At 46.9% G+C, this 12,933-nt stretch carries 14 protein-coding genes; 11 read left to right on the top strand and 3 right to left on the bottom strand.

Going from position 1 to position 12,933, the window contains the following annotated elements; translation table 11 throughout:
• Positions 1–38 precede the first annotated feature (38 nt).
• The 8 genes from nrdR to pgpA all read left to right on the top strand — a co-directional run bounded on the left by nrdR (position 39) and on the right by pgpA (position 6,099).
• Positions 39–488 carry a transcriptional regulator NrdR gene (gene nrdR / locus RH89_RS25955; RefSeq protein WP_004408449.1) on the top strand — a complete coding sequence of 150 codons (450 nt, stop codon included), beginning with the start codon at positions 39–41 and terminating at the stop codon, positions 486–488.
• The gene (gene ribD, locus RH89_RS25950) at positions 488–1,585 is read left to right on the top strand and encodes a bifunctional diaminohydroxyphosphoribosylaminopyrimidine deaminase/5-amino-6-(5-phosphoribosylamino)uracil reductase RibD (protein ID WP_004408448.1); all 1,098 of its coding nucleotides are present in this window, start codon (positions 488–490) and stop codon (positions 1,583–1,585) included. Before nrdR ends, ribD begins: the two co-directional genes overlap by 1 nt.
• An 8-nt stretch (positions 1,586–1,593) precedes the next feature.
• Positions 1,594–2,247 (top strand): riboflavin synthase, encoded by a 654-nt coding sequence (locus RH89_RS25945; RefSeq protein WP_004408444.1) that lies wholly within the window; start codon positions 1,594–1,596, stop codon positions 2,245–2,247.
• An 11-nt stretch (positions 2,248–2,258) separates the two neighbouring features.
• Positions 2,259–3,368, top strand: a complete 1,110-nt coding sequence (gene ribBA / locus RH89_RS25940) for a bifunctional 3,4-dihydroxy-2-butanone-4-phosphate synthase/GTP cyclohydrolase II (RefSeq protein ID WP_004408442.1) — start codon at positions 2,259–2,261, stop codon at positions 3,366–3,368.
• Positions 3,369–3,552: 184 nt separating this feature from the next.
• Positions 3,553–4,023: a 6,7-dimethyl-8-ribityllumazine synthase gene (gene ribH, locus RH89_RS25935; protein ID WP_004408440.1), complete on the top strand. Its 471-nt coding sequence runs from the start codon at positions 3,553–3,555 to the stop codon at positions 4,021–4,023.
• Complete coding sequence (gene nusB / locus RH89_RS25930) at positions 4,023–4,490, top strand: transcription antitermination factor NusB (RefSeq protein ID WP_022549928.1); 468 nt, start codon at positions 4,023–4,025, stop codon at positions 4,488–4,490. The genes ribH and nusB overlap by 1 nt, the downstream gene beginning before the upstream one ends.
• A 131-nt stretch (positions 4,491–4,621) precedes the next feature.
• The gene (thiL, locus tag RH89_RS25925; protein WP_004408436.1) at positions 4,622–5,596 is read left to right on the top strand and encodes a thiamine-phosphate kinase; all 975 of its coding nucleotides are present in this window, start codon (positions 4,622–4,624) and stop codon (positions 5,594–5,596) included.
• On the top strand, positions 5,596–6,099 hold the full coding sequence (gene pgpA, locus RH89_RS25920; RefSeq protein ID WP_004408433.1) for a phosphatidylglycerophosphatase A: 504 nt from the start codon (positions 5,596–5,598) through the stop codon (positions 6,097–6,099). The genes thiL and pgpA overlap by 1 nt, the downstream gene beginning before the upstream one ends.
• A 94-nt stretch (positions 6,100–6,193) precedes the next feature.
• Here pgpA and dxs read toward each other — a convergent pair whose 3' ends face one another.
• From dxs to xseB, 3 genes are read right to left on the bottom strand one after another with little or no spacing between them, the layout of a single operon-like run.
• Positions 6,194–8,077: a 1-deoxy-D-xylulose-5-phosphate synthase gene (gene dxs / locus RH89_RS25915; RefSeq protein WP_038147421.1), complete on the bottom strand. Its 1,884-nt coding sequence runs from the start codon at positions 8,075–8,077 to the stop codon at positions 6,194–6,196.
• Positions 8,078–8,096: 19 nt separating this feature from the next.
• Positions 8,097–8,981 carry a (2E,6E)-farnesyl diphosphate synthase gene (gene ispA / locus RH89_RS25910; RefSeq protein ID WP_004408430.1) on the bottom strand — a complete coding sequence of 295 codons (885 nt, stop codon included), beginning with the start codon at positions 8,979–8,981 and terminating at the stop codon, positions 8,097–8,099.
• Between the two features lie 5 nt (positions 8,982–8,986).
• Complete coding sequence (gene xseB / locus RH89_RS25905; protein WP_004408428.1) at positions 8,987–9,232, bottom strand: exodeoxyribonuclease VII small subunit; 246 nt, start codon at positions 9,230–9,232, stop codon at positions 8,987–8,989.
• Between the two features lie 362 nt (positions 9,233–9,594).
• Here xseB and pomA point away from each other — a divergent pair, with 362 nt between their 5' ends.
• The 3 genes from pomA to thiI all read left to right on the top strand — a co-directional run bounded on the left by pomA (position 9,595) and on the right by thiI (position 12,900).
• Complete coding sequence (gene pomA / locus RH89_RS25900; RefSeq protein ID WP_004408426.1) at positions 9,595–10,359, top strand: flagellar motor protein PomA; 765 nt, start codon at positions 9,595–9,597, stop codon at positions 10,357–10,359.
• An 11-nt stretch (positions 10,360–10,370) separates the two neighbouring features.
• The gene (locus tag RH89_RS25895; RefSeq protein WP_004408425.1) at positions 10,371–11,312 is read left to right on the top strand and encodes a flagellar motor protein MotB; all 942 of its coding nucleotides are present in this window, start codon (positions 10,371–10,373) and stop codon (positions 11,310–11,312) included.
• 139 nt (positions 11,313–11,451) lie between these two features.
• Positions 11,452–12,900, top strand: a complete 1,449-nt coding sequence (thiI, locus tag RH89_RS25890; RefSeq protein ID WP_004408424.1) for a tRNA uracil 4-sulfurtransferase ThiI — start codon at positions 11,452–11,454, stop codon at positions 12,898–12,900.
• The last annotated feature ends 33 nt before the right edge of the window (positions 12,901–12,933 follow it).

The raw sequence follows: 12,933 nt of genomic DNA, 5'->3' as shown, positions 1-12,933 counted from the left end.
TGAATTCCGTTAGACTAAGACAAATTTTTGGAGGTGATATGCATTGTCCATTTTGTTCAGAAAATGACACCAAAGTAATTGACTCACGATTGGTCGCAGATGGGCACCAGGTTCGTCGCCGTCGTCAATGCCTGGCGTGTAATGAACGTTTTACTACGTTTGAAAGTGCTGAGCTTGTGATGCCAAAAGTCATCAAGTCTAACGGTAACCGTGAGCCATTTGATGAAGATAAAATGGTAGGTGGTTTACAGCGCGCATTGGAGAAACGTCCGGTTGCCGCCGACGCAACTGAATTGGCTATCAGCACCATCAAATCTCAGCTCCGTGCTACGGGTGAACGCGAAGTACCTAGTGAGATGATAGGGAATCTTGTGATGGACCAGCTTAAAGAGTTGGATAAGGTTGCCTATATTCGTTTTGCTTCGGTGTATCGCAGCTTTGAAGATATCAGAGAATTCGGCGAAGAAATCGCTAAGCTGGAAGACTGATGCGCAGTACCGAGTTAGACCATCAAATGATGGCAAGGGCAATCGCGCTGGCAAAAAGAGGGCGTTTCACCACTTCTCCTAACCCGAATGTCGGCTGTGTTATTGCCAAAGATGGCAAGATTGTTGGCGAAGGGCTGCACTTCAAAGCGGGAGAACCACACGCGGAAGTTCATGCCTTAAGAGCGGCAGGGGAAAACGCGAAAGGGGCGACAGCCTATGTCACTCTGGAACCTTGTTCTCATTATGGTCGCACTCCTCCTTGTTCAGAAGCCCTCATAAAGGCAGGTGTGGCAAGAGTCGTCTGCGCAATGCAGGATCCAAATCCGGTCGTCGCTGGGCGAGGCGTTAAAATGCTTCGTGATGCTGGCGTAGAGGTTGAAGTCGGGGTGCTGGAATCGGATGCTCGCGCGTTAAACAAAGGGTTTCTCAAGCGTATGGAAACGGGAAAACCTTTTGTTCAGCTTAAGCTTGCAGCGAGTCTCGATGGGCAGACAGCATTGAGTAACGGGGAAAGTAAATGGATCACTTCACCTCAGGCTCGTCAGGATGTTCAAGCCTATCGAGCGCAGTCTTGTGCGATTGTTTCTACCAGCAAAACAGTGATAGATGACAATGCATCACTGAACGTACGTTGGTCTGAACTACCTGAAAGTACGCAGGTAATTTATCCTGAATCGGAACTAAGACAACCTGCTCGTGTGATATTGGATCGACAGCAAAAACTCCATCAGAATCTCTCCTTGTTCCAGACTCCCGGCAATATTGAAGTCGTAGACCCGAAATCTCCATACTTTCAGCTTAATTCAGCTGGTCAGGTGGATATTCCCTATGTTTTCGATAAGCTTGCTGAAAAGCTGGGCATTCAACATATCTGGGTTGAGGCAGGCGCGACACTGGCAGCCAGTTTAATTGAACAAGATTTGATGGATGAACTGATTGTTTATCTGGCGCCCAAACTGATGGGCAGTGATGGTCGTGGTTTGGTTCATATTCTCGGTCTCACTTCAATGCAGCAAGCCATTGACCTAGAGATAAATGATGTTCGTATGGTAGGACCGGATATCCGAATTACCGCGAAAGTTATCAAAAATACGTAGAAGTAGTTATGTTTACAGGAATTGTAGAGGCGGTAGGAACTCTTACTGCCATCACGCCTAAGGGCGAAGACATCAGCGTAACGGTGGAAACTGGAAAGCTGGATATGGCAGACGTGAAACTCGGTGACAGTATTGCCACAAACGGTGTGTGTCTGACTGTTATCGAGTTTACCGAAAATAGCTACACAGCAGATTTATCTGTGGAAACCATGAACAAAACAGGGTTCACCCAATACCAAGCGGGTGACAAAGTGAACCTGGAAAAGGCAATGTTACCGAACACACGCTTTGGCGGTCACATTGTTTCTGGTCATGTGGACGGCATTGGTGAAATAGTCGAGCGAAATCAGGTTGGGCGAGCCGTTGAGTTTTGGGTTGATATGCCTGCTGAAATCAGCAAATACGTCGCTGAGAAAGGCTCGATTACCGTTGATGGAATCAGTCTGACTGTCAATGCGTTACGTAAGAATGCTTTTAAGCTCACTATCGTGCCACACACTTCTTTGGAAACAACCATCAACGATTTCCAGGTCGGTCGAAAAGTGAATTTGGAAGTTGATGTATTAGCACGTTACATGGAACGTCTGCTTCAGGGAAATCAGCATCAAGAGCCAGAATCCAAGATATCCATGGAATTTTTACAACAAAACGGTTTTGCTTAGGGAACATCATTATGTCAATCAGTACGCCGCAAGAAATCATTGAAGACATTCGTTTAGGTAAGATGGTCATCTTGATGGATGACGAAGATCGTGAGAATGAAGGCGATATCATTATGGCCGCTGAGCTCGTGACGCCAGAGGCCATTAATTTTATGGCGACATACGGTCGTGGTCTTATTTGCCTTACAATGACCAAGGAGCGTTGTGAACATCTTGGACTTCCTCCTATGGTTCAGGACAACAACGCACAGTACTCAACAGCATTTACCGTCTCGATTGAAGCGGCAGAAGGTGTCACGACCGGTATTTCTGCTGCTGACCGGGCATTGACGGTTCAGGCAGCTGTTGCCAAAGAAGCGAAAGCTGCTGACTTGGTTCAGCCTGGTCATATTTTCCCGCTGACTGCGCAGGATGGTGGAGTTCTGACTCGAGCAGGTCATACGGAAGCCGGGTGCGACTTAGCAAGACTGGCTGGTTTAGAGCCTGCTGGTGTTATCGTTGAAATCCTAAACGACGACGGCACCATGGCGCGTCGCCCGGATTTGGAAGTGTTTGCGGAAAAACACAACATCAAGCTGGGTACAATCTCTGATCTGATTGAATTCCGAAACAACACGGAAACAACAATTGAACGTGTGGCGCAATGTAAGCTGCCAACTGAATTCGGCGAATTTGAGTTAGTCACTTACCGCGACACAATTGATAGTCAAATCCATTACGCACTTAAAAAAGGCGATCTGAAAGAAGAAGCACCATTAGTACGTGTTCACTTGCAAGATACCTTTACGGATGTGCTTCGCAGCGACCGCAGCGCCGAACGTAGCTGGACGCTCGATAAAGCCATGAGACGCATTAGTGATGAAGGTGGTGTATTGGTGATTCTGGGCAACGAAGAGTCGTCTGAATTCATCATTCACAAAGTGAAGACGTTTGAACAGCAAGACAGCGGCAACGCCCCTAAAATGGCGAAAAAGCAGGGTACTTCACGCCGCGTCGGCGTCGGTTCTCAGATCCTCGCCGATCTTGGCATCAGCGATATGCGCCTGTTATCCTCAAGCAAGAAACGTTATCACTCATTGTCAGGTTTCGGTCTGAATGTTACCGAGTACGTCTGCGACTAAGTTTCTTCTGATTAAAAATACAAAAGAGCAAGGGGATATCTCCTTGCTTTTTTCGTTGAATACCGATCCTTTATTTTCCCGCCCATTCGCTTTGTTTACTCTCAATTTCCATTAGATATCTCTCACACTTTTGTGCTAGAATCCGGCGATTCTCACTTGATGAACATAGTTAAAGGAAAGCTTTATGAAAGTGATCGAGGGCGGTTTCCCAGCGCCAAATGCAAAAATTGCTATCGTTATTTCTCGTTTTAACAGTTTTATTAACGAAAGCCTGTTATCTGGTGCAATCGATACTTTAAAGCGTCATGGACAAATCAGCGAAGACAACATCACAGTAGTACGTTGCCCGGGTGCCGTTGAACTACCTCTCACCGCTCAGCGCGTTGCAAAGACAGGTAAATTCGATGCCATTATTTCTTTGGGTTCGGTTATTCGTGGTGGTACTCCTCACTTTGACTATGTTTGTAGTGAATGCAACAAAGGTTTGGCTCAGGTGTCTCTGGAATACAGTCTTCCGGTGGCGTTTGGTGTACTAACCGTTGATACCATCGATCAAGCTATCGAGCGTGCAGGAACCAAGGCTGGTAATAAAGGTGCAGAGGCTGCACTAAGCGCGCTAGAGATGATCAACGTTCTTTCTGAAATTGATTCCTAATGGGGGCCAGTGTGAAACCAGCCGCACGTCGTAACGCACGTCAATTTGCATTACAAGCCATATATTCGTGGCAGATTACTAAAGAGAATGTTGCTACTGTTGAAGAGCAATTCCTATCTGGAGGCAAGTATGATGAAGAAGAACATCATGCGTCAGAGCCTTCATTGTCTGCACCGGAAACTGACGTTGCTTACTTCCGTGACCTGTTGTCTGGCGTTGTATTAAGCCACACAGAGCTAGACAGCAAACTGCGTCCATACTTGTCTCGCCCGATGCAAGATTTGGATATGATGGAGCTGGCTTTGCTGCGTCTTGCGATGTACGAAATGACTCGTCGTGAAGATGTACCTTACAAAGTAGTGATCAACGAAGCAATTGAGCTGGCAAAGGTTTTTGCCGCAGAAGATAGCCATAAATTTGTGAATGGTGTACTTGATAAAGCCGCACCGCATGTTCGCAAAAAGTAATCGCTAGAATTTTTAAAAGGTCAGCTAAACGCTGACCTTTTTCTTTTTATGGGGCATTAAGTAAACTGCGTCAGGCAAGTTTGATTTACTTAGGTATAATTAACACAAATAACAACATACAAGAGTCAGCCATGGCAGGTGAATTCAACCTAATTACCACCTATTTCGTCAATCGACAAACCCAGCGCAAAGATGTTCAGCTCTCTTTAGGAGACGACAGCGCATTAGTTACATCCCCCGAAAACGTTCAGATCGCAATTAGCACCGATACCCTCGTGGAAGGGACACACTTTTTAGAACATGCAAACCCTGCTTGGGTAGCGCATAAGGCTCTTGCGTCTAACTTAAGTGATTTGGCTGCGATGGGGGCATCACCAGCTTGGGTGTCTTTAGCACTAACGCTGCCTGAGCCTGATGAAATGTGGCTGGCACCATTTAGCGAATCCTTTTTTGAACTGGCTAATTACTTCAACATTCAGCTAATTGGTGGCGATACGACGAAAGGCCCATTGAGTATCACTCTGACCGTGCAGGGCTTCGTACCTGAAGGCAAAGCCATGCGACGTGACAGTGCCAAAGTGGGCGACTGGATTTATGTAACAGGAACGCTAGGAGACAGTGCTGCTGGTTTGCAGGTTGTACTGGACGAAACCAAACGCGCGAAACCACATGCCGAAGAGCTTGAAAAACGCCACTACCTTGCTACCCCTCGCTTGGTTGTGGGACAAGCCTTAAGAGATGTTGCATCAGCCTGTTTGGATATCTCGGACGGATTGATGTCTGACCTTCGCCATATCATGGAAGCATCCAATGTTGGTGCTGTGATTGATGTGGACAGTATTCCATTGTCTGATGAGCTAAAAGCCTTTTGCTCAGACGACACAGAGGCTCTTCAACTGGCACTGACCAGCGGCGAAGAATATGAGCTGTGCTTCTGTGTACCTGAAGAGCACAAAGGACAAATGGACACTTTACTGGCATACTCCGGAACAACCGCCACTTGTATTGGTCAGATCCGTTCTGGCGACGAATTGGTATTAGAACAACAAGGAAAGAAACTGGACTGGCAATTGTCTGGTTATGATCATTTCAAGGTTAACTCGTAATGTCTTCACCTTTATCCCTGATTTCGCTTAAAAACCCATGGCATTTGTTAGCAACGGGTTTTGGCAGTGGGCTTTCTCCAGTCATACCAGGCACCATGGGCACTTTGGCTGCAATTCCATTTTACTTTTTGCTGGTGCAGTTACCTTTTCCTATGTATGTGGTAGCCGTAGTCGCTTCCTGTTTTATAGGGATAAAGATTTGTCAGGTGACTTCCGATGATATGGGCGTACACGACCATGGTTCGATTGTCTGGGACGAATTTGCAGGCTTCTGGCTAACTATGATGGTGGTGCCTTTATTTAAAATACCTGCTGATGACTGGAAGTGGCTGATTACAGGTTTTATCCTGTTTCGTTTTTTCGACATGGTAAAACCGTGGCCAATCGGTTGGCTAGATAAGCGTGTACACGGCGGGCTCGGCATTATGCTGGATGATATCGTTGCCGGAGTCATGGCAGCTATTTCACTGTGGTTGGTCGGTAAGTACGCGGGCTGGCTCTAGGGTCTGTTGAATTTGAAAAAATAAAGCCGAACTGAGTTCGGCTTTATCTGTTTTTACGGGTGAGAGATCTAAGTTTACTTAACCTAAGTTCGGCTTACTTGGCTAGATATTCACGAATAGACTGTTCTATTCCGGCAGAATCCAGACCTAGCTCGGCGTGCATTTCATCTTGTGTGCCCTGAGCAACAAACTCATCAGGCAGACCCAAGTTCAATACTGGGAGAATCTGCTTACTGTTCATCAGGTGTTCGACAACACCAGCACCAGCGCCACCAGCAACCACGTTTTCTTCGATGGTGACAAGTACATCATGATCAGCAACGAGTTGGGAGATAAGTGCTTCGTCGAGTGGTTTGACGAATCGCATATCCGCTACAGTTGCATCAAATGCCTCTGCAGCCTTCAATGCATTTGGTAGGAACGTACCAAAGCTCAAAATGGCGACTTTAGGCTGCTCGGTTTTACCACCTTGGCGAACAATTCGACCTTTACCAATTTCAAGTGCAGTCATTTCTTGCTGGATTTCAGCACCACAGCCACTACCACGAGGATAACGAACAGCGGAAGGTCCTGTGTGCTTGTGACCGGTGTACAGCATTTGACGACATTCATTTTCGTCGCTTGGTGCCATGATCACCATGTTAGGAATACAGCGCATGTAGCTCAGGTCAAATGCACCCTGGTGAGTCTGACCATCTGCACCGACAAGTCCCGCACGGTCGATAGCAAACATGACGGGTAAATTCATGATGGCAACATCGTGAATCAACTGGTCATAACCGCGCTGTAGGAAGGTAGAGTAAATCGCCACAATCGGGTTAAGACCTGCAATAGCAAAGCCGCTGCCTAGTGTAACAGCATGCTGCTCCGCAATCGCTACATCGAAGTATTGCTCGGGAAACGCTTTTGAAAAACGCACCATACCCGAACCTTCACGCATCGCAGGAGTGATCGCCATTAACTTAGGATCTTGCGCCGCCATATCACACAGGAAATCACCGAAAATATTAGAGAAAGTCGGTGAAGCTGCCTTGGCTTTCGGCTTATTCGGATCAGGGTTCAGAAACTGTTTAGGTACAGCGTGGTAGCCGATTGGATCCTTTTCAGCAGGCTCGTGACCTTTGCCTTTTTTGGTCATGATGTGCAGGAACTGAGGGCCTTTTAAGCCACGCATGTTTTTCAGCGTCTTAACCAGCTCATTCACATCGTGCCCATCAACAGGACCAATGTAGTTAAAACCAAGCTCTTCGAACAGGGTGCCAGGAACCACCATACCTTTTAAATGCTCTTCAGTACGGCGAACCAGTTCTTTGATTGGAGGCAGACCGGAAAGGACCTTCTTTCCGCCTTCGCGGATTGAAGTATACAGATTACCGGAAAGCAATTGAGCGAGGTGATTGTTAAGTGCGCCAACGTTCTCTGAAATCGACATTTCGTTGTCGTTCAGAATCACCAACATATCAGTATGAACGTCACCCGCATGGTTCATGGCTTCAAACGCCATGCCCGCAGTGATGGCACCATCACCAATCACACTGACGACTTTACGGTCTTTGCCTTCTTTTTCTGCGGCAATCGACAGACCAAGTGCCGCACTGATTGAAGTTGATGAGTGTCCGACTGACAGCACATCGTATTCACTTTCTCCGCGCCATGGGAACGGGTGAAGCCCGCCTTTTTCACGAATAGTCGGCAGTTGCTCACGACGACCAGTTAAGATTTTATGAGGATAGGCCTGATGACCCACATCCCAGATTAACTGATCAAAGGGTGTGTTGTAGACATAATGCAAAGCAACGGTCAGTTCCACTGTACCCAGACCGGATGCCAAATGCCCACTGGATTGACTCACCGAGTTAAGCAGATAAGTTCTCAACTCATCGCATAACATAGGCAAGCTTTCCTTCGGAAGAAGGCGAAGCTCATCGGGTGTATCTGCCAGTGCTAAAGTAGGATATTTTGAAATATCGAGAGTCATATATATCAGCGCTTATTGTTTAGTTTTTGCGCTCGACCACGTAACGGGCGAACTCTTCAAGTAACTGTGTATCATAGGGGATGGCTTCCAGCGCTCCCAGTGCATCATCAAGCAGCTCTTGCGCTTTCTTCTGAGCACCTTCCAATCCTAACAAGGATGGGTATGTACTTTTGTTTAATTCTTGATCCGAACCCTGAGGTTTTCCTAAAGTTTCGGTATCACTAATGATATCTAGGATGTCGTCCTGAACCTGAAATGCGAGACCGACCAAATCGGCGTATTTCTCTAGTTCAGGCAAGACTTTAAGCCCTTTTTCTCCCGCTGCCATTGCCCCCATCTTGATGGCGCTTTTGATCAAGGCAGCAGTTTTATTCAAGTGAATGCTTTCCAGCTCTTGCAAAGAAACCGATCGATTCTCAGCCGCTAAGTCCAGCGCCTGTCCCATACACATGCCGCGCACACCAGATGCCTGAGCTAAAGTCTGGACCATCTTTATACGGTTGGGTTCGCCTTCTGGGCTAAGTTCGCCTTCGGAAAGAATCGAAAAAGCCAGAGTCTGCAGTGCATCGCCAGTGAGAATAGCGGTCGCCTCATCAAATTTGATGTGGCAGGTGGGTTGCCCGCGACGCAGTTCATCGTCATCCATTGCAGGCAGATCGTCATGAATCAGAGAGTAGGCATGAATGCATTCAACGGCACAGGCTGGGGTATCGAGTTCGTCTAAGGTGCAACCAAGCATTTCACCCGTAATGTAAACCAGATACGGACGAGCTCTTTTGCCACCCAAAGTTAAACCATGGCGCATGGCCTGGATAAGAGGTAGATCCTGATAGGGCAAAGTATCCAACCAAGCGTTCAGCTGTGCGTTGCTGCGCTCTTGGTAAGAGGTTAAAGATGCGGACATAGTAATTATTCTTCAGAATTTGGATCGAAGGGCGTTAATTCAGCCTGATCGTCTTCTTGGGTCAGAATGGCAACGCGTTGTTCAGCTTCAGACAGTTTTCCCTGGCCAGCTCTGGCAAGGTGAATACCACGCTCGAACTTTTTGAGGGCGTCTTCTAATGCCAGATCGCCGCTTTCCAGCTGCTCTACAATAGAATCTAATTCAGTAAGCGACTCTTCAAAAGTCATGTTTTCTGGTTTTTTGCTTGCCATACGATTTCTGCTGCTAAAACGTTGCACGCAAGTTAACTCAGCGATAGCGGCTGGTCAAACTCGCAATAGAGAAAATTTAACAAAAGTGCAGTATATCAGTTTTTACAATGGATTCGTTATTATCAAATGGTCTCAAAGTATGAGTGTGCCTCTTTTTTGTTCAATCAAGCTGAAGTCACAGCACAAAACAGGAAATTGCCTACAATGTCTTTAGGCTGGGACCGTAGGTAAAATTAGGTATAGTCTGTTAAAGTTAAAAGAAAATTTGCGAACGCTGTCGGTAAAAGTCCTAAATAAAACGAAGACCCTGCCGATAGCTGGAGTTAAGCGCACATTAGAATTTTTAGCATGAGGGGTGCTTTGTGGATTTAGCAACGTTAATTGGATTAATTGGCGGATTTGCATTCGTAATCATGGCAATGGTTTTGGGGGGAGGCATCGGTATCTTTATCGATGTGACATCTATCCTGATCGTTGTGGGTGGTTCGACTTTCGTGGTTTTGATGAAATTCACCATGGGGCAATTTTTCGGTGCAGCTAAAATCGCTGGTAAAGCCTTCATGTTTAAAGCGGACGAGCCAGAAGACTTAATCGCGAAAGTAGTCGAAATGGCAGATGCCGCCCGTAAAGGTGGTTTTTTGGCGTTGGAAGAAATGGAGATCACCAGCTCCTTCATGCAAAAGGGTATCGACTTGCTGGTGGATGGTCACGATGCTGATGTGGTGCGCGCAACACTACAAAAAGATATCTCATTAACCGATGAGCGCCATGAACAGGGTAGAGCGGTATTTTCAGCTTTCGGTGACGTTGCTCCTGCGATGGGTATGATCGGTACTCTGGTTGGTCTGGTTGCCATGCTTTCAAACATGGATGACCCAAAATCCATCGGTCCCGCGATGGCGGTAGCACTTCTGACAACTCTGTATGGTGCTATTCTTTCTAACATGGTGTTTTTCCCAATCGCAGATAAATTGTCTCTGCGTCGTGAACAGGAAAAACTGAATCGCCGCCTGATTATGGATGGCGTACTGGCGATCCAGGATGGTCAGAACCCTCGTGTAATCGACAGCTACCTGAAGAACTACCTGAACGAAAGTAAGCGTGTTCTTGATGTCGATGGTGAGTAAGGGGAAGTAGGATGGAAGAAGAAGAGTGCAAATGTCCCCCCCCGGGGCTCCCATTGTGGATGGGTACGTTTGCTGACTTGATGTCACTGCTAATGTGCTTCTTCGTACTTCTGCTTTCATTTTCCGAAATGGACGTACTGAAGTTTAAGCAGATCGCCGGTTCCATGAAGTTCGCATTTGGTGTTCAAAACCAGTTGGAAGTGAAAGACATTCCAAAGGGTACCAGTGTTATTGCTCAGGAATTTCGCCCGGGTCGACCTGAGCCGACACCTATTGACGTGATTATGCAGCAAACCATCGACATGACTCAGCAAACGCTGGAGTTTCATGAAGGGGAGTCTGACCGTGCGGGTGGTACCAAACGTGAAGTGGGTAAGCTGACGGGTGGTAAGTCGCCAGATACATCCACCAAAATGAACCAGAACAACGAGTCTGAGCAGCAACAGCAACAGTCTGAAGCGCAATCGCAAGAGATGGAAACCATCGTCGAAAGCATCAAAAAAGCGCTAGAGCGTGAAATTGATGAAGGCGCGATAGAGGTAGAAAACCTAGGTCAGCAAATCGTTATCCGAATTCGTGAAAAAGGGGCATTCCCTGAAGGTTCAGCATTCCTGCAACCTAAGTTTCGACCTTTGGTTCGCCAGGTGGCTGAGCTGGTGAAAGACGTACCGGGTATCGTCCGTGTTTCTGGTCACACAGATAATCAACCACTGGATTCTGAGTTGTATCGTTCGAACTGGGATCTGTCTTCTCAACGAGCGGTTTCCGTTGCGCACGAAATGGAAAAAGTCAGAGGTTTTGAACATTCAAGGCTTCGGGTTCGAGGTATGGCGGATACTGAGCCATTGGTCAGCAATGACACTGCTGAAGGACGAGTGGAAAACCGACGCGTTGAAATCAACATCATGCAGGGTAAACCACACTTCAGTGATGAGGTCTCAGCACAGCAGTAATTTAGCAAGAACGGACAGTTTTAATATTATTAAGGTGAGTACATAAAGTGCTCACCTTTTTTTGTGTGGTTATCTCGGTTATAATCGCGCGCCTCAGAATTGCTGCGGCAATCCAGTTCTTAACCAGTGAAGCAAATCCATGAAGTTTATCGTTAAGCCCCATCCAGAAATTTTTGTTAAAAGTGAATCCGTTCGTAAGCGTTTCACTCGTATTCTGGAGTGCAATATTCGTATCATTATCCAAAAGCACACTGAGAACGTGGCGGTATTTAACCGTCGTGATCACATTGAGGTGAGCGGTAAAAACGACGAGCACTACGATAAAGTTCTGTCCATCCTGACGCAGACTCCGGGTATCCACCATGTACTTGAAGTTCAACAATCAGACTTCGAAGACATGCACGATATTTACGAGCAGGTACTGGAACTGAACCGTGAGAAAATCGAAGGGAAAACTTTCGTTGTTCGTGCGAAGCGTCGTGGCAAACACGATTTTACGTCGATCGAACTGGAGCGCTACATCGGTGGTGGTCTGAACCAGGCGGTTGAAAGTGCGAGCGTAAAACTCCACAAGCCAGACGTAACGGTAAAAATCGAAGTGGCCAGCGACAAGCTGAATCAGATTCTGGCACGTCATAAAGGTTTGGGTGGCTTCCCTCTGGGTACTCAGGAAGATGTGCTGAGCTTGATCTCTGGTGGCTTTGACTCAGGTGTTTCCAGCTATCTGCACATCAAACGTGGTTCTAAAACTCATTACTGCTTCTTTAACCTGGGTGGTCCTGCTCACGAAATTGGTGTTAAGCAAGTTGCTCACTACCTTTGGGACAAATACGGTTCTTCTGCCAAGGTGAAATTCATTTCCGTGGATTTTGAACCTGTGGTTGCTGAGATTCTTGAGAAAGTCGATGACGGTCAAATGGGCGTTATCCTTAAGCGCATGTTTATGCGCGCAGGTGGAATGATTGCCGAGAAGTTTGGCATTCAGGCTTTGGTCACGGGTGAAGCACTTGGTCAGGTTTCTTCTCAAACCTTGACCAATCTGCGTCATATTGATGGCGTAACAGAGACGTTGATCCTTCGTCCACTTATCAACTGGGACAAAGAAGACATCATCGATTTGGCTCGTGACATTGGTACGGAAGATTTCGCGAAAACCATGCCTGAATACTGTGGTGTGATTTCTAAAAAGCCGACTGTGAAAGCGGTGAAAGAGAAACTGGAAACGGAAGAAGCGAAATTCGATTTCTCTGTGTTGGAGCAGGTGGTGTACGACGCACGCATCATGGACATTCGTGATATTGCGAAAGAAAGCCTAGAGCAAGCACCTGAAGTTGAGCAAGTGGAAGACGTTGACCAAAATGGCATCGTGCTGGATATTCGTAGCCCGGAAGAAGAGGACGAAAAACCACTTGAGATTGATGGCGTTGAAGTGGTTCACATTCCATTCTTCAAACTGGCGACTAAGTTCGGCGATTTAGACCAGGATAAAACTTACCTGTTATACTGCGACCGCGGTGTAATGAGCCGCTTGCAAGCGCTTTACTTGCAAGAGCAGGGCTACAACAACGTAAAAGTGTATCGCCCGTAACAAAGTTCGTTAGTGTTTTCCAAGCCACTCACC

Source organism: Vibrio nigripulchritudo ATCC 27043 (assembly GCF_000222685.1).
Lineage (GTDB): Bacteria > Pseudomonadota > Gammaproteobacteria > Enterobacterales > Vibrionaceae > Vibrio > Vibrio nigripulchritudo.
This window is presented reverse-complemented; position numbering and strand designations above follow the sequence as displayed.